A 23,598-nucleotide genomic window follows, 5' to 3' on the forward strand; every position below is an offset into this window, starting at 1 on the left:
GCAAAATTAATTTAGTTATGGGTTACCAACCCTTTCGTAAGTAGGAATATCTTTGCCCTATGGATGCAATTTTTACATTATCTGAACTGCCGGCTCTTATGCCTTATTTAATTGAAGAAGGAAAAACTGCCGATACATGGGTGTTTGAAGCGCCTATGGGTGCCGGAAAAACTACTTTAATTCATGCTTTGGCAACTTATTGCGGAGTTCAGCAAACAGTGAGCAGCCCAACTTATGCGCTTGTAAATGAATATACTACGGCCGAGGACAAAACTATTTACCACATGGACTGGTATCGGTTAAAAGATGAGGAAGAGGCTGTAAATGCCGGAATAGAAGAATTGGTAAACAGCTATTGGTGTTGGATAGAATGGCCTGAAAAAGCAATTGGTATTTTGCCGGATGATGTTTTTATTATTCGGATTGTTGTGGTAAATGAAACCACCCGGAGAATTATAACAGAACTGTCTCACCATTCATTTATACCTTCATATTTGTAATAAATACTGTATTTTTATTACCCATATTCATAGATTTTCTTAAAGCAAACATATGTCGTCAAAAAAGCCGGTTATTTCTACTTCATTCAGTTACGAAACACTGGAAGAAACATTGGATATTAAACCACAGGGTTTACCACTTGAAATAGGGTTGCCCAAAGAAACGGCTTTTCAGGAGAATAGAATATCATTAACTCCTGAAGCGGTGCGTGTAATGGTGATGAATGGGCACAGGGTTGTGGTGGAACACAAGGCCGGAGAGGGAAGCAATTATACCGATAAAGATTACAGCGAGGCGGGTGCTACTATTGTATACCATCATTCTGAGGTATTTAAGGCACCATTGTTATTAAAAAGTGCACCGGTTGTAATAGAAGATATTCCTTTGTTACAGATGCATCAAACCATTATTTCCCCCATACATCATTCTGCTTTAAAAAGTGAAATATTGGAACGGATGATGGATAAAAAAATTACGGCATTAAGTTTTGAAAATTTAAAAGATGAACACGGCAGTTACCCCATTGTAAGAAGTATGAGCGAAATTGCAGGTGGTGCATTAATGCTCATTGCAGGACAGTATTTAAGCAGTTTTAACAAAGGCAAGGGGGTACTGTTAGGTGGTGTAAGTGGTATACCGCCTACTAAAGTAATTATTATTGGTGCAGGAACAGTGGGCGAAGTAGCTACTAGAAATGCATTGGCATTGGGTGCCAGTGTTAAGGTATTCGATAACAATGTATACAGGTTGAAACAATTGCAAAATAATTTGGGGCAGCGGGTATGGACCAGTGTATTGGAACCCGGTATTTTAGCCAAACAACTTAAAACTTGCGAAGTGGCTATTGGTGCGCTTAGCAGCGATTATGGAAGAGCGCCCGTTGTGGTTACTGAAGAAATGGTAGCCGCTATGCGTCCCGGAAGTATCATTATTGATGTTTCCATTGACCGTGGTGGTTGCTTTGAAACCAGTGAATTAACCACCCATGAAAAGCCGGTATTTCTAAAACACAACGTAATTCATTATTGTGTACCCAATATACCCAGTGGGTTTGCCCGAACAGCCAGCCATGCCATTAGTAATGTATTAATGCCATTATTATTGGAAATTAGTGATGAAGGGGGAATGGAAGAAATGGTATGGCACAGTATTAATCTGCGCGAAGGAATTTATTTGTTTAAGGGGGCATTAACCGATTTTTATCTGAGCCAAAAATTCAATTTGAAATACAATGATTTGAATTTACTGATTGCCAGCAGGCGATATTAATTCCGGTTTATTTATAATCAGTAATAGCAATTCTTTTTTTACAAAAATCCATTTCGGCTGCATCATTACTGCTTACAATAATGGTTTTGGCAGTGGCATAATCAGCAATTAAATCGTGGTAAAGCTGGTAACCTTCTGCATCCAGATTGGTGCAGGGCTCATCTAATAACAATACCGGTGTATTTGAAAATATAGCTTGTGCTAATTTTACTCTTTGTACCATGCCGCTGCTGTAATAGCGTATTTGCTTATGGGCCGATTGTGCAAGGCCAATTTTTTCTATAATAGCGGGAATTGAAATACCCGGTAGCAGTGGTTTAAATTGGGCATGAAAATGCAAAAATTCAGTAGCTGTCATCTCTTCAATTATATCCAGATAAGGCGCAACAATCGATAAATATTGGTGTACCTGATCTTCCGGAATGAATTGCCCGGTTTCGTTTTGCCAGATGCATTTTCCTTCATTTACTCTTAATGCCATGGCAATGGCTTGTAGTAATGTACTTTTGCCACTTCCATTAGGCCCGGTAATAGCATAGGATGTTGATGCTGAGAAAGTAAAGCTTACATGCCTGAAAATCCAGTCGCGGTTAAATTTTTTGCCTGCATCTTGTAATACAATTGTCATTTGTATGAAAATAGCGGATACTTTGAATTAATCCTCATCACTAATATCAGAGGCAAACTTTTTGATAATACCTCTGCCACTTTCCCTGATAAATGTTACAATTTCATCTCTTTCATCGCTGGCAGGCAAATCTTCTTCAATTAAAGCAAGTGCCTGCGAGGTATTAAAACCTTTGTTGAAAATAATGCGGTAAATATCAATGATGTGGTTAATTTTTTCTAATTCAAAACCTCTTCTTTTCAGTCCCACACTGTTTACCCCACCATAGCTTAATGGGTTACGTACTGCTTTAATATAAGGAGGCACATCTTTACTCACCAAACTGCCACCGGCTATGTAGGCATGCTGACCAATTTGAACAAATTGATGAACAGCACTAACGCCTGCTATCCAGGCCCAATCGCCCATTACCACATGGCCGGCCACCTGAACACTGTTGCTTAAAATACAGTTGTTCCCAATTATACAGTCGTGTGCAATATGGCTGTAAGCCATAATGAGGCAATGGCTGCCAACGGTTGTTTTCCACTTATCGGCTGTTCCGCGGTTTATGGTTACAAATTCGCGAATGGTGGTATGGTCGCCAATTTCAACAGTTGTTTTTTCTCCGTTATATTTTAAGTCTTGTGGAATAGCGCCTAAAACTGCTCCAGGAAAAATTCTGCAATTTTTTCCAATTCTGGTACCATCCATAATGGTGACATTACTGCCAATCCAGGTGCCTTCGCCTATCTGAACATCACCATGTATTACAGTGAATGGGTCTATTTTAACATTGGCTGCTATTTTAGCATTGGGATCTATGTAGGTGTAGGGATGTGTCATCCGCTTTGATTTATTGATTTGTGCTATTCTGGTTTGTATGGCAGAATAGACTTTAAAAAATGGGCCGATGTTTACCGACCGTTACAAAAATAGAAATATTAGGAATAGTTTAAGGTTTAATTGCGTTTTACGAGTTGCGCTACTAAATTAGCTTCAGTAGCCACTTTTCCGCCTACATAAACCATACCTTTCATTTCGCAGATACCTCTTCTAATTGGACTAATGAATTCCATTTTTAAAATCATGGTATCTCCGGGTAATACCTTTTGTTTGAATTTGCAGTTGTCAATTTTTAAGAAATAAGTATCATAATCACCTTCCGGCAGGGTATTAATACAGAGAATACCTCCTGTTTGTGCCAAAGCCTCAATTTGCAATACACCTGGCATAACAGGGTTGTTAGGGAAGTGCCCTTGGAAAAACCATTCATTAAAAGTTACATTTTTTACCCCTACAATATGTGTATCTGTTAGTTCAATAATTTTATCTACCAACAAAAACGGGAAGCGGTGTGGTAATGTTTTCTCGATACGTTGCAGGTTAAATATGGAGGGTGCTGCCGGATTGTATACCGGTACATCTTTAACGTGTTTGTTTTTCTTGATGTATTGTTTTATTTTCTTTGCAAATTCAACATTGGTGCTGTGGCCGGGCCTATTGGCAATGATACGGGCTTTAATGGGGTAACCAATCAGCGCCAAATCGCCCACAACATCTAATAATTTGTGGCGGGCAGGCTCATTCGGAAAGCGTAATTCTAAATTATTTAAGTAGCCTTCGCTTTTAACTTCAATTTTCTCGCGTTTAAATGTTTTGGCCAGCCGCTCCATTTCACCATCGGTTAAAGGTTTATCTACCACCACAATGGCATTATTAATATCGCCGCCTTTAATCAGGTTATTATCTAACAGCATTTCTAATTCATGCAAAAAAACAAAAGTGCGACAGGGCGCTATTTCGGTTTTAAAATCTTTGATGGTTTTTAATCCGGCATGCTGGGTACCTAATACCGGGCTGTTAAAATCAATCAGTGTAGTTATTTGGTAATCAATAGCGGGCATCGCTACCATTTCAACCCGTTTCTTTTCATCGTATAAATAAATGTTTTCATCAATGCTATACCAGGCTTTGGCGGCATCCTGTTCGGCAATGCCGGCTTCTTCAATAAAAGTGATGAAAGGAGCTGAGCTACCATCCATAATGGGTATTTCAGGTCCGTTTATTTCAATTAAAACATTATCAATACCTAATCCTACCAAGGCAGCCAGAATATGTTCAACAGTACTTACTTTGGCATCACCAAATTGAAGCGTAGTACCACGAGAAGTATCGGTAACCAAATCGCAATCGGCTTTAATAATGGGCTGTCCCGGTAAATCGGTTCTTTGAAATTGAATACCAAAACCCGGATTAGCAGGTTTTAAATTCATTTCAACCAAAATGCCGGTATGCAAACCTGTGCCTTTTATACTAATGCTTTTACTGAGGGTATGTTGTTTATCCGGATTAAAGTTTTGATCCATTCTTGATTTGTTTTAATTGGCAGCAAAATTCACAATTTGATAATGCTTCCTTTTTCCTGAATTGTTATAATTTATGCAAAAATAAGCCGATTAACGGTTGAAGTGCAAGATTATGGTGTAACTCTTTCTGCAAGCAATTGCTGTACCATTTTTTCTAACTCCATTACTTTCTTTTCAAGTATTGGAAGCTTTCGGGAGGCAGCCTGGCTTCTTAGGGCTGCAGTATATTCATAAGCAGGCGAACCGGTTACTACGCTGTTGGGTTGTTTGATGGCTTTGCTTACCCCACTTTGTGCATTAATTTTGCTGCCATCGGCAATGGTGAGATGGCCAACAATACCCGCCTGCCCGCCTACCATTACGTGATTGCCCACTTTAGTACTGCCGCTTACGCCGGCCTGTGCTGCAATAACGGTATGATGCCCAATTTCAACATTATGGGCAATTTGTATCAAATTATCTAATTTGGCACCGGAACGAATAATGGTAGATCCAATGGTAGCACGGTCGATAGTGGCATTGGAGCCTATTTCTACATTGTCTTCAATTATAACATTCCCAATTTGGGGTATTTTCTGATAAGTACCATCATTTAAAGGGGCAAATCCAAAGCCATCGCCCCCAATAACTGTTCCGGCATGAATGGTAACATTTTTACCAATCTGGCAATGGTTGTATACTTTTACCCCTGCATGTAAAATAGTATTGTCATCAATGGTTACATAATCTCCAATTACAACACCCGGAAACAATTTTACCTGATTGCCAATCTTTGCATTTTTTCCGATGTACACAAAAGCTGCAATATAAACATTGTCTCCTAATTGTGCGGTAGCCGCTACAAATGAGGGCTGTTCAATTCCATTGAGTTGTTCGGTTACTAATTTTTGATATTTAGTAAGCAGGGCTGCAAATGCTGCATAGGCATCCGGTACGCGAATTAATGTGGCTTTTACAGGCTGTTTTAAAGTTTGATTATGATTCACAATAATAATGGAAGCCTGAGTATGGTATAAATAATCTTCGTATTTAGGGTTTGCTAAAAATGACAATTGCCCTGCTTTGGCTTCTTCAATTTTTCCAAAAGAGGTTACAGCTACAGTAGCATCCCCATCTACTTGTCCATCAATTAATAGAGCTATTTGAGCAGCAGTAAATTGCATATTTGTTAATCTTTTTAATCTTCCTTACCCCTACAATAATGTGCAAATGTAAAATTTTTTGATGGGTGAAGAAATAGTTTGGTGAATTAACGGGTTATCAATAGCAGAAATATCTTTTACCTCGCCAGTTTTAAAGAGAATTTTAATGTTCTCATCATCAGGCTGATACATGGTATTAACGGCCTCACCGGTAAATACAAAATTGGCTGCATCCTGTTCAGATATTTTTAAAAAACCTGCAGCTTCAGCGATTTTTTCTGCTATGAATGCATTGGTAAACGGCTTTGTTTCTAATTTAATTTTAAACAACTGGCGGTTTAACAATTTATTACATAAACTATTAACGATAAAATCAGGGTGTTCCGACCATTTTTTTATGGCAAATGAAATATCCACATCATCTAAACGGCAGAACCGGGTTAAAATTTCATCAGAAAGGCTGGTAGTGTCTTGATAGAGAAAATCATCCAATACTCCACCGGTTTTAAAGCTATTGTTGCCGGCAGCTATTAAAAAGCGAACCCGCTCTAAAATATGTACTAGCATTTTTTCGGCACTTAATACGGTTTTATGCAGATATACCTGCCAGTACATTTGCCGGCGAGCTACTAAAAATTTTTCAATGCTGTAAATGCCTTTTTCTTCTACCATTAACTGTCCGTTATGAACTGCAAGCATTTTAATGATTCTGTCATAACCTATCACTCCTTCACTCACACCGGTAAAAAAACTATCACGGGTTAAATAATCCATCCGGTCTACATCTAACTGGCTGCTAATGAGTTGATGTAAAAAAGGTTTGTGATAGATGCCGGTAAAAATATCAATCGCCATTTGCAGGCGGCCATCTAATTGCCGGTTTATAGTTTGCATCAGGGCAAGGCTAATGGTTTCATGATGTACCGATTGAATTAATTGGTTTTCTAAGGCATGCGAAAAAGGGCCATGACCAATATCATGTAATAAAATGGCGGCTTTTACTGCAACTTCTTCTTCTGGAGTAATCTCTACCTGTTTTGTTTTTAATTCAGCAATAGCATTGCACATTAAATGATAAGCACCGAGGGCATGATGCAAACGGGTATGTACTGCTCCGGGATACACCAAATATGCCAATGCCATTTGATGAATACGCCGCAATCTTTGAAAATAGGGATGATTAATGATATCGAAAATTAATGGATGATTGATGGTAATAAAACCATACACCGGGTCATTAATAATTTTTTGAGTAGCTTTCATGCGTGTTGCCAGTTTGTTAAAGCAGCCAGCAAATGTACTATTTGTGTGGCTATCGAATATATTTGAGTTATAGCAGTAAAATGCAGGCATATCTGTTTGATGGATGACTGGCCTGCTATTTGCACACAATTGTAATTAATGAAAAAGATGCTTATGGAACCAGTAACAATACTTTGGGCCGATGATGAAATAGAGGGTTTACAGTCGCAAATTATATTTTTAGAAAACAAAGGATATCGTGTAAAAAGTTTTGCCAGTGGCTTTGAAGCATTATCATACCTGGAAGAAAATTTAGTGGATATTGTTTTTTTAGATGAGTCGATGCCAGGTATTACCGGTTTGGAAACACTGGCTAAAATAAAAGCAGCACATCCGGCAATACCGGTGGTGCTGATTACCAAAAATGAAACAGAAAGTTTAATGGATGATGCCATTGGCAGCCAGATAACAGATTATTTATTGAAACCCGTAAACCCCAATCAGGTGTTATTATGCCTGAAAAAAATTATTGATAATAAAAGATTGGTGTCTGAAAAAACCACAACGGCTTATCAGCAACAATTTAGGGAATTGTTTATGGCATTCAATAACAACCCCGATTATAAAGAATGGACAGAAATCTATAAAAGATTAGTGTATTGGGAATTGGAAATGGAAAAGACCAATAGTGCCGAAATGCGCGAAATTCTTGCATCGCAAAAACAGGAAGCCAATGCTGAATTTTCAAAATTTGTATCCAAACATTATGCCGAATGGATAAAACCTGCCACTGCCGAAACACCCATAATGAGCCATTATTTAATGCAGTTTAAAGTATTGCCACATGTAGAAAAAGGCACACCGTTATTTTTTATACTAATTGATAATCTGCGCTTTGATCAGTGGAAAGTTATTCAACCCATTTTTGCCGAAACCTTTAGAATACTGGAAGATGAAACCTATTACTCTATCTTGCCAACCGCCACACAATACAGTCGAAATGCCATTTTTAGCGGATTATTACCGGTAGATATAGAAAAAAAATTCCCAGAACAATGGAAAAATGATGATGAACAGGGCGGTAAAAATTTATATGAAGAACTGTTTTTCAGGGCATTACTAAAGCGGTTGCAGAAAGAAGATTTGAAATTTAGCTATACCAAAGTATTGAGCCACACAGATGGTTTACAACTGGTGAATAACATGCATAATTTACTGGAGAATGATTTGAATATAATTGTATATAATTTTGTAGATATGCTGAGCCACGCCAGAACAGAAATGGAAGTATTGAAAGAACTGGCTGCCGATGAAACCAGTTACCGCAGTATTACCAAAAGCTGGTTTGAACATAGTGCCCTACACCAGGCATTAAAAAAAATTTCGGAAAAAAATATTAAACTCATACTCTCAACTGATCATGGCAGTGTGCGGGTAAAATCGCCCTGTAAAGTAATTGGCGATAAACAAACCACAACCAATTTAAGATACAAACATGGCAGAAATTTAGATTACAATCCAAAAGAAGTATTAGCATTTAAAGATCCGCGGCAAGCCGGATTGCCCGTACCAACGGTAAATTCTTCATTCATCTTTGCAAAAGAAGATGAGTATCTCTGTTATCCGAACAATTATAATCATTTTGCCAACTATTACAAAAATACTTTTCAACACGGAGGTATCAGTATGGAAGAAATGATTATACCAATTGTAAAAATGATTAATAAGTAGTTTTGTTTTTCCTTTTTGCGTAATTCAATTTTTCCGATGCGGCATTCATTTTTTTTGCAGTGTTTCAACTTTGCAAAAAATTAATGTTTATGAAATGGATGAATTGCATAAAAACTATTTGTTTTGTTTTAATGAGTATATTTTCAACTCAATTATCATTTGCGCATAATGAAGATAAAGGAGGCAGAGAGATCAGCGGAAAAATAATTACTGCCGATAATGAACCTGCAGAAGGCGTAACGGTTCATTTAAGAAATGAAAATAAAAATAAAAATAGAACTACAGTTACCAATGAAAATGGCTTCTTCAAATTTAGTGGTGTTGCTATAGGAAATTATATAATAGAAATTTCCTTTGTTGGATATGAAACTATTCATCAAAAAATATTGATTGAAGAAGGTGCAAGGCTTTCTCTTTCTTGTCAATTAAAAATATCAGAAAAACAGTTGCAGGAAATTATTGTTGAAAGCGCACAGAAAAAACTAAATGCAGGTAAAATTAATATTCCTGATAAAGATTTGCCATTGTCAACTGCAGTGATAAGTAGTAAAGTTATTGCCGATCAGCAGGCTATTCGTTTAGGTGATATCGTAAAAAATGTTCCAGGTGTTTCATTGGTACAAACACGTTATGGTGTTAATGAAACTTATGGAGCAAGAGGCTATATTATTGGTATTACAGGCAGTGCAGGTGGCGGAAGTATTTTTAAAAACGGATTGCCCTACAATATTGCCGGCATGCCCGAAGCTGTATCGTTAGAATCAGTTGAAATTATAAAAGGCAGCTCTGCTTTTTTATATGGAAGTTCTTCCGGCGGATTAATTATAAATATGATAAGTAAAATACCGAAATACAATTTTGGCGGAAATATTTCATTGTTGATGGGAAGCAATCAGCAATATAAGCCCGTTGTTGATGTGTATGGGCCCATCAATAAAAACCTTGCATTTAGAGTAATAGGTAGTTATGAAAATGACAGAAGTTACCGAGATGTTGTAAAAACAATCAGAACATATATCAATCCATCTTTAATGTACAGGTTCGGAAAAAAATCTTCATTGATTGTTCAGCAAGATTATCTGAATGCACAATTAACGCCCGATCCCGGAGTTGGGTTATTAGATAGCGGAAGAGTGTTAACTAAAGCCATTCCGCGGTCAAGATTTCAAAATGTTTTATGGGCATATAATAATGTTCTTCAAAGTTCTACCTCTGCAACATTTAAACATGTTTTAAATGATAAATTTACTTTTAACGCTTCAACATCTTTTCAAAATACAGATGTTGATTATTACGGATGCGGTAATTTAAATACAGCCGGTAAAACAGGGATTATAGCACGCCCTTTGGCAAGAGCACATAGTGTTGAAAAAGACTATGCCGCACAAATGAATATTGATGGAAAATTTAATATAATAAATATTGAAAATCATTTTTTGGCAGGTGCCGATTATACCGGTATTGTTACACAAACCGATGCATTTAACATATATAATGCCAATGGAAGCCTTTTGAAAACTTACGATACCATTAATTTATTGAATCCTTCCCAATACATTCAGCGTACAGATATACCTAATGCCGTGAAGGTGGCAACCACAACAGCGCCATCATATCGGGCAGGCATTTATCTGCAAGATTTAATTACCATTACAAAACAAGTGCAATTATTTGCCGGTTTACGTTATAGTTATCAGGCTAACGTACAAACAACGATTGATAGTATGACCAACAATTCACGTCCGGCTGTGTCAGTAAAAGGCTCTGCAGCTACTGCTACCTATAATGTATTCTCGCCTAAAATAGGGTTGGTTTTTCAACCTGCTACAAACGTATCTTTTTATGCCAGCTATGCAAACAATTTTACTGCAAATACCGGTGTAGATGTATATGGTAATCCTTTAAAAGCATCAATTATTAACCAATACGAAGTAGGTGCCAAGAATATACTGGCCGATGGTAAATTATCAGCAAATATTAGTATATACAGAATTATTAATAGTAACCTGGCACAGCAGGCACAGTATTTGGCCGATGGCATTACGCCCAATACCAATTCAAACATAAAAATGCTTAGTGGTGAAACAACCAGTGATGGGGTAGAGGTTGGATTGAATGGCAACCTTTCTAAAAGCTTCTATTTTATTACCGGTTATGCTTATAATTATATCCGGTTCACACATACTTCCGGTGCAAAGGGTTCAAATATTGAAGGGGAACAATTGGTAAATGCCCCAAGGAATACAGCCAATGCAAGTATTTTCTATACATTTACTAACAATATGTTGAAAGGGTTTAAATTAGGTGCTTCCGGTTTTTATACCGGCACTCGTTATGGAGGGTACAACAATTTATTGGGGCAATCAGTATCCGGCAGCCGGTTAGTTCCATTATCAGATTTTACAACTGTTGATGTGTCTGTTGGTTATGCATATAAAAAAGTATCTGTACTATGCAAACTATCCAACATTTTTAATACACTGAATTATTTGGTTCATGATAATTACAGTATTACACCCATTGCACCGAGACAATTGTATACAACATTGAGCTATCAGTTTTAATGTGGATAAATCTAAATTTTACATTGCTGCTTCATTATTAATTTTGTTATCATAGCAGTGCAGCAGTTTTAATTATGAAATACACGCAAAATAATTTAGACAAATTAGAAAATATTTTAGGAGAGAGCGATTATATTGTTCGTTATGAACGTGGTACTTTTCAAAGCGGATGGTGCTTGTTGGAATCTAAAAAAGTGGTAGTGTTGAATAAATACTTAGATATGGAAGGAAGAATTAATACATTACTCGATTTAATTCCGCAGGTAACTATCAATTATGATAAATTAACGCATGAAAGTCAGTTATTGTACGATGAGATTGTGAAAAATGCTAAATCGGTTGACAACGCATAAGTACAATATTTTATATAAATATGAAAAGGATGCACCTCGTGACTGCATCCTTTTTTTTATGATGGAATTAAGGTACTTTTGATATTGTGCAAAACCATCATTTAAAAATTACTTTTCTTGGAACAGGCACCAGTACTGGTGTTCCCATGATTGGCTGTGATTGTGCAGTATGTACTTCAACAGATTTAAAAGACAAGCGCCTTCGTAGCAGTGTATTAGTAGAATCTTTACAGGAGCCGGTTACACTTGTTATTGATACTACACCCGATTTTCGTTACCAAATGCTGCGTATCAATAATCGTCGGTTAAATGCCGTTTTATTTACACATCCGCATAAAGATCATATTGCGGGTTTAGACGATGTTCGTGCATACAATTATTTTCAGCATACCAATATGCCCGTTTATGCCAATACATTAACAGCAGAGGCTTTGCAACGCGATTTTTATTATGCTTTTGCCGAAAATGCCTATCCTGGCGTACCTCGAATTGATTTGCATCTGATCAATCATGCTTCTTTTCAAATTCAATCTTTACAAATAGAACCCATTTGGGTATGGCATTTAAAGATGCCGGTGGTGGGGTATAGAATTGGTGATTTTACCTACATTACCGATGCCAATAAAATTGATGAACAGGAAAAAGAAAAAATTAGAGGCTCCTCAGTTATAGTGCTGAATGCTTTGCGTCAGGAGCCGCATATCTCTCATTTTAGTATGCAAGAAGCTATTGCTTTGGCGAATGAACTATCTGTTCCAGAAGTTTATTTTACACATATCAGTCACCAGTTGGGTTTACATGCTTCTGTCAGCAAACAACTGCCGCAACATATTCATTTGGGTTATGATGGTTTGGTGTTGTATGTGTAAATATTTTTTTATTTTTATGGATAAATGAGAAGCCATACGTGCAATTTCAACAATTACCTACCGAAAATTAACCTCGTTGTATGCAACCAATGAGAAAGCATTATTTGCATTTTTCAACCCGGCAAACCACCGGCATCATTATACTATTGGCTATAGTTGTACTTGTATTCAGTTTGCCTTATTTTTCTAAACAGGCGCCCACCGATTTGCAGGTGCTTACATTATCCAATACAGCATTGCAAATGGATGATGTAAATATGGAAAAAAGTATGCCCGATGACGCACCGCTCCGTAAGGCTTTACATTTGTTTTATTTTGATCCCAATACCATTGATTCGACGGGCATGGTACAAATGGGGTTGCGTCAAAAATTAATTCAAACAATATTGCATTATCGCAATAAAGGCGGAAAGTTTTTTAAGCCGGAAGATATTCGAAAAATTTGGGGTCTATTTCCGGAGGAAGCCAATGCCATGTTGCCTTTTATACAAATACAGTCATTACAAAATGCTGCAGGTAACAAACCTACTCAAACCGTCCTTGCTTTTCATTCGGTTGAACTGAATCAGGCTGATGTACAAGCATTCCGGCAAATTCCCGGAATATCGCCTGCACTGGCCTATGGCATTGTGCATTACAGAGAAAAATTAGAGGGTTTTGTACAAACAGTGCAATTAAAACAAGTACCCGGTTTTCCCGATTCATTGTATGCTACGATTGAGCCATATATTTACATCAATACGCAGCAAATTCCCAAAATCAATATTAATCGTGCGGAGCCTTTTGCTTTATTGCATCATCCTTTTATACCCGAAAATGTAGCAAAAGCCATTTTAATTCTTCGCAAACAACAAGGGTCTTTTCAATCTGTAGCCGATTTGCAAAAAATTCCTTTTTTAAATGCAGAAACTTATCGGCAAATCAGTGCTTTTTGTACGGTAGAATAATTTTCTTGGTGAACTCAAAAAAACTTCTACATTTGTGAACTAACATTAGTTAGTATTGTAGTATTGGTATGGAATTTAATCAAAGCGAATTAACAGAACAGGTAGCACAAACAGCAAGGGATTTTGCAAAACAGTATATTTTGCCGCATGTAATGGAGTGGGATGAACAACAGGAATTTCCCGTTGGGCTGTTTAAAGAAATGGGTAAATTAGGATTAATGGGGGTGTTGGTACCGGAGGCTTATGGAGGTGCGGGTTTAGGTTATTTCGAATACAGTGCTATTATTCAGGAAATAGCGCAGGTATGTGGCTCAATAGGTTTAAGTGTGGCAGCGCATAATTCATTATGTACCAACCATATTTTAACTTTTGGAACCGAATCACAAAAAATGAAGTATTTGCCAAAACTGGCCAGTGCAGAATTTATTGGTGCATGGGGCTTAACCGAACCGAATACCGGAAGTGACGCTGGAAATATGCAAACGGTAGCTGTAAGAGATGGGAATGACTGGGTAATTAATGGCACCAAATGCTGGATAACGCATGGCAAATCGGGAGATGTAGCAGTGGTAGTATGCAGAACGGGCGAACCGGGTGCTAAAAATAATGCATCTGTATTTATTGTGGAAAGAAGTATGCCGGGTTTTAGTGCGGGTAAAAAAGAAAATAAGTTGGGTATGCGAGCCAGTGAAACCGCAGAAATGATATTTGATAATTGCCGTATTTCAGATGTGCAAAGGGTAGGTGAAGTTGGAGCAGGCTTTCATCAGGCATTAAAAATACTGGATGGGGGTCGTATTTCCATTGCTGCACTTTCATTAGGCATAGCAAAAGGTGCATACAAAGCTGCAGTGCAATATGCCAAAGAAAGGCATCAGTTTAATCAGCCCATTGCCAATTTCCAAGGCATCAGTTTTAAACTGGCTGATATGGCTACTGAAATTGCAGCCGCTGAAATGTTAATCAACAAAGCCTGTCATCTTAAAATGATGGGTGAAAAATATACACGGGAAGCCGCAATGGCAAAATATTATGCCAGTGAAGTGGCCGTTAAAGTGGCAACAGATGCGGTTCAGGTTTTTGGAGGATACGGTTATACCAAAGATTTTCCCGTAGAAAAATTTTACAGAGATGCCAAACTTTGTACCATTGGTGAAGGCACTTCTGAAATACAAAAAATTGTAATTGCACGAGAGATACTCTTATAGTAAAGAGAGACTGTTTCTACAGTTCATAAAGAACGTTAGGTTTGGTTGCTTGCTCATAAACTTAGCCCCCATTTTTGGGGGCTTTGCTATTTTTATAGCAGTTGCGTAATACTTTCAAATGCATAACAACTGAAGATAGACTTTTAAAAAACTATCCATGCCAATATCAGCTTATCAAAAATTATTCGTAATTTAAATTTTACTTGTTAAGTTAGTAGTTCACAAAATAAGTATTATGGGTGCCATTGCTTTGTTCATTCTTACCATTGCTGCCATTATTTTTTCAGCCGGTGGTATCCTTGTATCCAGATTATTTACAAAAGGCAGTATCAATACTCAAAAAGGGCAACCTTATGAGTGTGGCATTCCTACTACAGGAACGCCCTGGTCGCAATTTCATGTGGGGTATTATTTATATGCTATTGTTTTTTTATTGTTTGATGTTGAATTGGTATTTATGTATCCCTGGGCTGTAGTAGTTCAAAAAATTGGTTTCCCTGCATTGATAGAAATGATTTTTTTTATCATGATTTTATTTATTGGGTTTTTATATGCGCATAAAAAAAGAGCATTAAAATGGATGTAACACCAGCCAATACAGTTATAGGTGTTTTCCCGGGTGAAGTACATCAGGCTCCGGGAGGAACCATTGTAACCAGTAAGTTAGACGATATTATTAATTGGGCCAGAGCTAATTCGCTGTGGCCACTCACTTTTGCTACGAGTTGTTGTGGTATTGAAATGATGGCAACAGCATCTGCCAAATACGATTTTTCCCGCTTTGGATTTGAAGTGGCTCGTGCCTCGCCCAGACAGGCAGATGTGATTATTATTGCCGGCACCATTGTAAACAAAATGGCACCGGTGTTAAAAAGATTATATGATCAAATGGCTGATCCAAAATATGTAATAGCCATGGGCGCTTGTGCCATTAGTGGCGGGCCATTTTTTTATAATACCTATTCTGTGGTGAAGGGTGCAGATCATATTATTCCTGTAGATGTGTATGTTGCAGGATGTCCGCCCCGCCCCGAAGCATTATTACATGCACTGATTACTTTACAGGAAAAAATAAAAAGCGGCTTAACCCGCGAACAACAATCCATTACCGTTAAGAATCTTACAGAATGACCAATGAAGCATTGAAAATAGCATTAATGAATTGGAACGCTGCCCTTGTTTTTGAAGAGGGCGGCGAGTGGTTGAATATACTGGTAACTGCCGATCGGTGGAAGCCATTGGCTAAAGCATTACATACACTGCCGGAGTTTAACTGTAATTATTTATTTTGTTTAACCTGTGTTGATTGGAAAACACATTTAACCATGGTGTATCATTTAACCTCTTTACAGTGGCAACATAATCTGGTGATAAAGTCAGTTTTAAACAGAGATAATCCTGAAATAGAAACCGTGAGTGATATATGGAAAGCGGCCGATTTTCTGGAAAGGGAAGTGTATGAGTTATTTGGGGTGAATTTTATCAATCATCCCGATTTAAGACGATTGATTTTAACGGATGATTTTAATGGATGGCCATTACGTAAAGATTTTGAAGATCCGGTGAATATGATCAGATTATGATAATGGCATGATTCAAATGATAATAATTTAAACTATTTTAAATTTTCGGTATGCACGAAGTGGTAGGCAAAACTCCCGAAGGAGATTTTATCATTAATGTAGGGCCTCAGCATCCTGCAACACATGGTGTATTGCATTTAGTGATTACACTGGAGGGAGAAACCATTAAAAATATAGAACCACATTTAGGATATATTCATCGCTCTATCGAAAAAATGTGTGAAAGCCTTACTTATCGTCAGTTCATATACGTTACCAGCAGAATGGATTATTTGTCGGCACACATTAATAACCATGCCTGTGCCTTGTGTGTTGAAAAAGGTTTGCAGGTAGAAGTGCCCTTGCGGGCACAATATATACGGGTTATTATGGATGAACTTACCCGTATTGCTTCACATGAATTGTGGTGGGGGGCAATGGCTATGGATGTAGGTGCTTTTACCCCTTTCTTTTATGCATTCAGAGAAAGAGAAACCATTAATGAAATTATGGAAGAAACTTGTGGTGCCCGTTTAACGATGAATTATATGGTGCCGGGTGGTGTAATGGCCGATTTGCATTCACAGTTTCAGCAAAAAGTAAAAGATTTTATAGCGCTCTATAAAAAGAAAATTGATGAATACAATGAATTGGTTACCGGTAATATTATTTTTCAAAACAGAATGAAAGGAGTAGGCTATTTATCAGCTGAAGATGCCATTTCGTATGGCTGCAGTGGTCCGGTTGCACGTGCCAGCGGTGTAGCTTGTGATGTGCGCAAACGCTATCCCTACGATGTGTATGGACAAGTGCAGTTTGAAGAAATCATAGAAACAGGCGGCGATTCTTTTGCCCGTTATTGGGTGCGTATTCAGGAAATGCAGCAGTCGGTACACATCATTGAACAACTAATTGATAATATTCCGGAAGGCGATTTTCAGGCAAAGACAAAGGCTGTATTAAAATTACCCAAGGGTGAGTTTTATCAACGCGTAGAAACAGCCAGGGGTGAATTAGGGGTTTATATTGTAAGTGAAGGAGGTACAACACCTTATAGAATTAAATTCAGATCACCGGGGTTTTCAAATTTATCGGCATTGAATCAAATGGCAAAAGGAGGAAAAATTGGTGATTTGGTAGCCACGATGGGAACTTTAGATTTGGTTATTCCTGACATAGACAGATGATTATTAATAAATGAATATGATTAGTTTAGAAGCAATCAAAAATGCGGTTCAAAGCTGGTTGCAGTTGCATATTGGCGGCACTTTGGCCTTAGTGGCAGAAAATATTTTGCTGGGTATATTGGTAATTGCATTATTTGCTGTACTGGGGTTACTATTGGTATTTATGGAACGTAAAGTGTCGGCCGTTATGCAAATTCGTTTAGGCCCCAACAGGGTAGGGCCTAAGGGTTGGTTACAAACCTCTGCCGATACTTTAAAACTCATGTTGAAAGAAGGTTTAACGCCTGATGGGGCAGATCGCTTTTTATTTAATTTGGCGCCATTTATGATTATGATTGCTGCCATGCTAATAATGGCACCTATTGCATTTGCCAAAAATTTCCAAATTTGGGATATTAATATTGGTGTATTGTATATTTCTTCGGTAGCTTCTATTTCCGTAATTGCTATTTTAATGGCAGGATGGTCTAGCAATAACAAATATTCGTTATTAGGTGCCATGCGCAGCGGCGCACAAATTATTAGTTATGAATTGTCGGCCGGTGTTGCTGTGATTACCATGATTATTTTAACCGGAAGCCTGAGTGTAAATGAGATTATTGCCTCACAGGAAAATGGATGGTGGATTTTTAAAGGTCATATCCCGGCAATAATTGCATTCATCATTTTCATGATTGCAGTTACTGCTGAAACAAACCGTGCGCCCTTCGATTTGGCTGAAGCAGAATCAGAGCTAACGGCCGGTTTCCATACCGAATATTCCGGGATGAAATTTGCTTTGTTTTTTCTGGCAGAGTATATCAATATTTTTATTGTTTGTGCCGTTGCTGCAATTTTATTTTTTGGTGGATGGATGCCCTTGCATATTGGCCATTGGCAGGCTTTTAACCATTTAATGGATTATATTCCATCTTCAATTTGGTTTTTTGGGAAAACCTTTTTGTTGATATTACTCATCATGTGGTTTAGATGGACATTTCCCCGGTTACGAATTGATCAGTTATTAAATTTAGAGTGGAAATATTTATTACCCATCAGTTTGTTGAATATGTTATTGATGACGGTTGTAGCAATATTAAAATGGTATTTATAGAAGTTGATTTTTTCGTGGAAACGTTTTAAAGATACTATACTTATTGCAGTACAAGTGTGCTACGCAACAAAAGTTGAACATTATACGAATAGCTGGTAACAAAAATAAAAAAATGAGCATACAACAATACATACAGAATGTTTATAATGCAGTAAAATCTTTACTGAAAGGCATGCGCGTTACCGGATATTATTTTTTTCATCCAAAGGAAATTATTACCGAACAGTACCCGGATAATCGGAATACTTTAAAGTTGGCCGATCGGTTTAAAGGTGAAGTTGTGATGCTGCACGATGAAAATAATGAACATGCCTGCACCGGTTGTACTGCCTGTGAATTAGCCTGCCCAAATGGAACCATTAAAATTATTACCCAATTTGATATTACGCCGGAAGGGAAAAAGAAAAAAGCATTGAATACATTTGTATATCATTTGGAATTATGCACCATGTGCAATTTGTGTGTAGAAGCTTGCCCAACAGGAGCCATTGTGATGGCACAAAATTTTGAACATAGTGTATACGATAGAAAACAATTAACGAAAACCTTAAATAAACCGGGTTCAAAATTAAGAGCCGGTATTGAATAATATGGAAACAATTATATTTTACGGCATTGCACTCTTTATTTTAATAACCGGAATTTTAGCTGTAACAGCCCGGCATATTTTTAGGGCAGCTATTTGGCTCTTATTTTCTTTACTGGGAATTGCCGGTTTGTATTTTTGGATGGATTTAAATTTTGTTGCAGCGGTTCAAATTATTATTTATGTTGGCGGAATTGTAGTGTTGATTATTTTTTCAATTTTCCTTACGCAGCAATCCGGGCAAAAAATGGCCCAATCTTCTTTATTGCAATACATATTTAGTATTGCTGCAGTTGTTTTTGGAACTGCATTTATTGGCAGTATAATAGCCCGTTTTTATTTTGTAGAGAGCCATGTTGTAATGAATGCGGCAGTTGAAAATATTGGTACACAATTAATGAGTGTACAACAGTACGGTTATGCATTGCCTTTTGAACTGGTAAGTATTTTATTACTGGCAGCCATGATAGGAAGCATTGTAATTGCCATGAAACAAAAAACAGAAATTAAAAATAGTTAAACAAATGATGCAACAAATAACATTGCAACATATTTTATTGTTAAGTACAGCCTTGTTTTTTATTGGGGTATTTGGTCTGTTAACACGAAGGAATATGATTGCAATTTTAATGAGTATTGAATTGATGCTGAATAGTGTAAACATCAATTTTGTGGCATTTAATAAATACCTCTATCCAGAAAAATTAGATGGTGTTTTCTTTTTTTTGTTTGTAGTTACAATTGCGGCTGCCGAGGCCGCAGTTGCCATTGCCATTATCATTCATTTATATCGTTATCAACAACAAATTGATGTGGCTGAAACAGAGAAAATGCAATATTGAAATGAATTTTATTTAAAAATTATTTTATTGTGTAACATATAAATTAAATACAAACATAATTGGATTATTTGAATGTTTAAATTACTGCTATGAACGAAGGGTTGATGATGATACTAATACTCAGTTTACCATTAAGTGCATTTGTGGTAATCCGTTTTTTTACCGGAAGACGTATGGAAATATTTTCCGGTTATTTTTCTACACTCGTTTTGGTGATTACAAATATTTTGGCATTTGTATTTGCCTGGCAATATTTCTTTGAATATGGAAAAATCAATGGAGCCTATGCTTTGTTTGTGCCGGTAGATGTGAAATGGCTTGTTTTTACCGATTATCTGTCAATTGATTTTAGCATTATCATCGATGCTGTTTCTGTCATGATGCTGCTAATTGTTAGCTTTATTTCGTTGATGGTGCATGTGTTTAGTATGGGTTATATGAAAGGAGAAAAAAGGTATGGCTATTATTTTGCCTATTTAGGCTTATTTACATTTGCCATGCTGGGGTTGGTATTATCCGGTAATCTTTTTGAACTGTTTATGTTTTGGGAATTGGTGGGTATTTCATCTTATTTGTTAATTGGGTTTTACTACACAAAACCGGAGGCCGTTGCTGCAGCAAAAAAAGCTTTTATTGTTACCCGTTTTGCTGATTTTGGGTTTTTAATCGGTATATTGATTTTGGGTAGTCTGGTCAATGATTTTGATATTGTTCAAATGATTAGTTCCATTTCACAGCAACAGGTATTATGGCATGGTGCGACTGCATCATTTTTGGGCATGTCGGTGTTAACCTGGGCATGTCTGCTCTTATTTATGGGTGCTGCCGGAAAATCAGCGATGTTTCCTTTGCATATCTGGTTGCCCGATGCCATGGAAGGACCTACTCCTGTTTCTGCTTTAATACATGCAGCCACAATGGTAGTTGCCGGAGTGTATTTAATCGCACGATTTTTCCCGGTTTTCCAAATGGATGCAACAGTTTTGTACATTATTGCAATTGTGGGTGCTGGAACGGCATTGTTTGCTGCCATCATAGCTTGCACACAGTCTGATATTAAACGAGTATTGGCATTTTCTACCATTTCTCAAATTGGTTATATGATGCTGGCTCTGGGTGTAGATGATAGCCTGAATGGTATTCATGAAGGTTATACTGCAGCTATGTTTCATTTATTTACACATGCATTTTTTAAATCGCTTTTGTTTTTGGGTGCCGGGGCTATTATACATGCTGTGCATACCAATGATTTGCATGAAATGGGTGGATTACGCAAACAACTTCCTGTTACCCATGTTAGTTTTTTAATCGCCTGTTTGGCTATTTCAGGTATACCTCCCTTTTCTGGTTTTTTTAGTAAAGAAGCAATCTTATCTGCAGCTTATGAAAGCAATAAATGGTTATATGCTATAGCATTGATTACTGCTGCTATTACTGCCTTTTATATGTTTCGATTGTATTTTAGTATTTTTTGGAACAAGCCTGTTTCAGATGCTACTTCAATCACAAATGAGGGTGGCTGGCCGATTCGGATACCATTAATAATACTTGCTATCCTGGTATTGATTACAGGCTTTATTCCCTTTGGAACTTTTATAAGTGCTAATGGAAAGCCTTTGTTGTTGGAAATACATTTTGGCTTTTCCGTTATTCCTGTTTCACTCTCTGTACTTGGCATTTTTTATGCGGCAGTATTGTATTATCAGCAAAATAATTTACCTGCTTTATTAGAAAAATCGTTTGGATGGTTGTATGTTACCATTCGACAAAAGTTTTATATCGATGAAATATATCTCTTTATTACACACAAAATTGTAATGAATGGAATAGGCAATACAACCGCTTGGATGGATAAAAATATAGTGGATGGGATGGTGAATTTAAGTGGTTTACTTACACTTCAAATTTCATTGTTAATAAAAAAAATACAATCAGGTAAAATACAGCAATACCTTTTGTATTTTTTAATAGGTGTGCTATGCTTATTGGCAGTGGTATTATATAAAAACTGATTGCTGTTGCTAAAACCTGAACAAAAAATATGATTGTTAATTTTTTATTAATCGCTCCGCTGCTAACTGTTTTATTGCTATTGATGGTTAAAAATGAGCAGTATATGAAGCCGATTGCTTTAGCCGGTTCGGTAATACAGTTGTTGGTAATTATTGGTGTACTGATACAATATTTGGGTTTACAAACAACAACAAATGGAGCAATGCTATTACAAACAGATATCATCTGGTTTGCTCCTTTACACATTCATTATCATATTGGTGTAGATGGTATTTCGATGGTGATGTTGTTTTTAACTGCATTCATTGTAATAGCAGCTATTCTGGTTTCATGGAAAGAAGTGCTTTTGCAAAAGGAATTTTTTATTTTGTTAACATTATTGGCTTTGGGAGCCTATGGTTTCTTTATCTCGATTGATTTATTTTTAATGTTTTTCTTTTTGGAAATTGCCGTAGTCCCAAAATTTTTACTCATTCTGATATGGGGTAATGGTAAAAAGGCCTATAGTGCAACTAAATTGGTATTAATGTTAATTGGTGCTTCTGCATTACTGTTTATGGGCATTTTAGGTTTGTATTACCACGAACCCGGCCAGTTGCAAAGTTTTGATATGTTGCAAATTGCTCACATGCAACTCCCTTATGCGGTACAGCTAACATTTTTTCCTTTTTTGTTTATTGGTTTTGGGGTATTTACGGCATTGTTTCCTTTTCATACATGGGTACCGGATGGGCATTCATCTGCACCAACTGCAGGCTCTATGTTTTTAGCAGGTATTTCAATGAAATTGGGCGGATATGGGTTATTGCGATTGGTGCTATTACTGATGCCTGCAGCGGCTCAGTTTTATGCGCCTTATATTATTCTGCTTGCAGCTATTGCCATATTGTATGGTGCTTTTGCTACTATGGTTCAAAAAGACCTGAAATATATGAATGCCTATTCTTCCATTAGCCATTGCGGATTTGTATTGCTTGGAATTGGTATGTTAACGCCGGTGGCTTTAACAGGTGCAGTATTACAAATGGTTTCACATGGATTGATGACTGCTCTTTTCTTTGCTGCAATTGGAATGATATACAGCAGAACACATACCCGCATTATTCAGGAAATGAGTGGATTACTGGTATATATGCCTTTTATTGGTGGTTTGTTTATATTGGCAGGTCTTACTTCATTGGGCTTGCCGGGGTTGAGTGGCTTTACTGCAGAAATGACGGTTTTAGTAGGTTCCTGGCAGCAGCCGGTTACAGCATACAGAATTGCCACCATTGCAGCTGCCGCATCAATTGTAATTACGGCTGTATATGTGCTTAGAGCCATTGGTACGGTATTAATGGGCAAGGCAAAGCAATTTGAGCATACGCCAGCAGATGCCCGTTGGTATGAACAATGGGCGGGTACTATTTTGGTATTGGGTATTTTATTGGTTGGTGTAACACCATTTTTATTATTGAAATTAATTACACCTTCAATACTGTTTTTTCAACAATATATTTTTAAATAATTGAAT

Annotated in this window: 23 protein-coding genes; 18 read left to right on the forward strand and 5 right to left on the reverse strand. The window is 37.1% G+C overall.

What is annotated here, in order from left to right; genetic code table 11:
- Positions 1-59 precede the first annotated feature (59 nt).
- Positions 60-500: a tRNA (adenosine(37)-N6)-threonylcarbamoyltransferase complex ATPase subunit type 1 TsaE gene (tsaE, locus tag EO766_RS12995; RefSeq protein WP_074419824.1), complete on the forward strand. Its 441-nt coding sequence runs from the start codon at positions 60-62 to the stop codon at positions 498-500.
- Positions 501-552: 52 nt separating this feature from the next.
- Positions 553-1,770, forward strand: a complete 1,218-nt coding sequence (locus EO766_RS13000; protein WP_068246160.1) for an alanine dehydrogenase — start codon at positions 553-555, stop codon at positions 1,768-1,770.
- A gap of 7 nt (positions 1,771-1,777) precedes the next feature.
- Here the strand turns inward: EO766_RS13000 and EO766_RS13005 are convergent, their stop codons facing one another.
- From EO766_RS13005 to EO766_RS13025, 5 genes are all read right to left on the reverse strand, one after another.
- Positions 1,778-2,398 (reverse strand): ABC transporter ATP-binding protein, encoded by a 621-nt coding sequence (locus EO766_RS13005; RefSeq protein WP_074417480.1) that lies wholly within the window; start codon positions 2,396-2,398, stop codon positions 1,778-1,780.
- 27 nt (positions 2,399-2,425) lie between these two features.
- On the reverse strand, positions 2,426-3,223 hold the full coding sequence (gene lpxA, locus EO766_RS13010; protein WP_074417479.1) for an acyl-ACP--UDP-N-acetylglucosamine O-acyltransferase: 798 nt from the start codon (positions 3,221-3,223) through the stop codon (positions 2,426-2,428).
- Between the two features lie 116 nt (positions 3,224-3,339).
- Entirely contained in the window at positions 3,340-4,746 is a 1,407-nt protein-coding gene (locus EO766_RS13015) for a bifunctional UDP-3-O-[3-hydroxymyristoyl] N-acetylglucosamine deacetylase/3-hydroxyacyl-ACP dehydratase (protein WP_074417478.1), read from the reverse strand.
- 110 nt (positions 4,747-4,856) lie between these two features.
- Positions 4,857-5,909, reverse strand: coding sequence for a UDP-3-O-(3-hydroxymyristoyl)glucosamine N-acyltransferase (gene lpxD, locus EO766_RS13020; protein ID WP_074419825.1), 1,053 nt, complete (start codon positions 5,907-5,909; stop codon positions 4,857-4,859).
- 30 nt (positions 5,910-5,939) lie between these two features.
- The gene (locus EO766_RS13025; RefSeq protein WP_074417476.1) at positions 5,940-7,151 is read right to left on the reverse strand and encodes an HD domain-containing protein; all 1,212 of its coding nucleotides are present in this window, start codon (positions 7,149-7,151) and stop codon (positions 5,940-5,942) included.
- A gap of 153 nt (positions 7,152-7,304) precedes the next feature.
- On the opposite strand from EO766_RS13025, the gene porX reads away from it, so the two are divergent.
- From porX to EO766_RS13105, 16 genes are all read left to right on the forward strand, one after another.
- Complete coding sequence (gene porX, locus EO766_RS13030; protein WP_074417475.1) at positions 7,305-8,861, forward strand: T9SS response regulator signal transducer PorX; 1,557 nt, start codon at positions 7,305-7,307, stop codon at positions 8,859-8,861.
- An 89-nt stretch (positions 8,862-8,950) separates the two neighbouring features.
- Positions 8,951-11,425 carry a TonB-dependent receptor gene (locus EO766_RS13035; protein ID WP_081301253.1) on the forward strand — a complete coding sequence of 825 codons (2,475 nt, stop codon included), beginning with the start codon at positions 8,951-8,953 and terminating at the stop codon, positions 11,423-11,425.
- Positions 11,426-11,499: 74 nt separating this feature from the next.
- Positions 11,500-11,778: a hypothetical protein gene (locus tag EO766_RS13040; RefSeq protein WP_074419386.1), complete on the forward strand. Its 279-nt coding sequence runs from the start codon at positions 11,500-11,502 to the stop codon at positions 11,776-11,778.
- 86 nt (positions 11,779-11,864) lie between these two features.
- On the forward strand, positions 11,865-12,647 hold the full coding sequence (locus EO766_RS13045) for an MBL fold metallo-hydrolase (RefSeq protein WP_245634897.1): 783 nt from the start codon (positions 11,865-11,867) through the stop codon (positions 12,645-12,647).
- A gap of 80 nt (positions 12,648-12,727) precedes the next feature.
- Positions 12,728-13,594 (forward strand): helix-hairpin-helix domain-containing protein, encoded by an 867-nt coding sequence (locus tag EO766_RS13050; RefSeq protein ID WP_074419385.1) that lies wholly within the window; start codon positions 12,728-12,730, stop codon positions 13,592-13,594.
- A 68-nt stretch (positions 13,595-13,662) separates the two neighbouring features.
- The gene (locus EO766_RS13055) at positions 13,663-14,802 is read left to right on the forward strand and encodes an acyl-CoA dehydrogenase family protein (RefSeq protein WP_074419384.1); all 1,140 of its coding nucleotides are present in this window, start codon (positions 13,663-13,665) and stop codon (positions 14,800-14,802) included.
- Between the two features lie 235 nt (positions 14,803-15,037).
- The gene (locus tag EO766_RS13060) at positions 15,038-15,388 is read left to right on the forward strand and encodes an NADH-quinone oxidoreductase subunit A (RefSeq protein ID WP_074419383.1); all 351 of its coding nucleotides are present in this window, start codon (positions 15,038-15,040) and stop codon (positions 15,386-15,388) included.
- Positions 15,379-15,933, forward strand: coding sequence for an NADH-quinone oxidoreductase subunit B (locus tag EO766_RS13065; RefSeq protein WP_074419382.1), 555 nt, complete (start codon positions 15,379-15,381; stop codon positions 15,931-15,933). Before EO766_RS13060 ends, EO766_RS13065 begins: the two co-directional genes overlap by 10 nt.
- Before the next feature lie 26 nt (positions 15,934-15,959).
- Positions 15,960-16,385 (forward strand): NADH-quinone oxidoreductase subunit C, encoded by a 426-nt coding sequence (locus tag EO766_RS13070; RefSeq protein WP_179853740.1) that lies wholly within the window; start codon positions 15,960-15,962, stop codon positions 16,383-16,385.
- Positions 16,386-16,435: 50 nt separating this feature from the next.
- Complete coding sequence (locus EO766_RS13075; protein WP_074419380.1) at positions 16,436-17,551, forward strand: NADH-quinone oxidoreductase subunit D; 1,116 nt, start codon at positions 16,436-16,438, stop codon at positions 17,549-17,551.
- A 16-nt stretch (positions 17,552-17,567) separates the two neighbouring features.
- Complete coding sequence (nuoH, locus tag EO766_RS13080; protein WP_081298667.1) at positions 17,568-18,644, forward strand: NADH-quinone oxidoreductase subunit NuoH; 1,077 nt, start codon at positions 17,568-17,570, stop codon at positions 18,642-18,644.
- A 112-nt stretch (positions 18,645-18,756) separates the two neighbouring features.
- Positions 18,757-19,233: a 4Fe-4S binding protein gene (locus tag EO766_RS13085; protein WP_074418567.1), complete on the forward strand. Its 477-nt coding sequence runs from the start codon at positions 18,757-18,759 to the stop codon at positions 19,231-19,233.
- Position 19,234: 1 nt separating this feature from the next.
- Positions 19,235-19,750, forward strand: coding sequence for an NADH-quinone oxidoreductase subunit J family protein (locus EO766_RS13090; protein ID WP_074418565.1), 516 nt, complete (start codon positions 19,235-19,237; stop codon positions 19,748-19,750).
- Between the two features lie 4 nt (positions 19,751-19,754).
- Complete coding sequence (gene nuoK / locus EO766_RS13095) at positions 19,755-20,072, forward strand: NADH-quinone oxidoreductase subunit NuoK (protein ID WP_228733159.1); 318 nt, start codon at positions 19,755-19,757, stop codon at positions 20,070-20,072.
- An 89-nt stretch (positions 20,073-20,161) separates the two neighbouring features.
- Positions 20,162-22,084: an NADH-quinone oxidoreductase subunit L gene (gene nuoL, locus EO766_RS13100; protein ID WP_074419379.1), complete on the forward strand. Its 1,923-nt coding sequence runs from the start codon at positions 20,162-20,164 to the stop codon at positions 22,082-22,084.
- A 29-nt stretch (positions 22,085-22,113) separates the two neighbouring features.
- A complete protein-coding gene (locus EO766_RS13105; protein ID WP_074419378.1) occupies positions 22,114-23,592 on the forward strand; it encodes a complex I subunit 4 family protein in 1,479 nt (492 codons plus the stop codon).
- The last annotated feature ends 6 nt before the right edge of the window (positions 23,593-23,598 follow it).

The sequence above is a fragment of the Hydrotalea sp. AMD genome (assembly GCF_004100315.1).
Lineage (GTDB): Bacteria > Bacteroidota > Bacteroidia > Chitinophagales > Chitinophagaceae > Hydrotalea > Hydrotalea flava.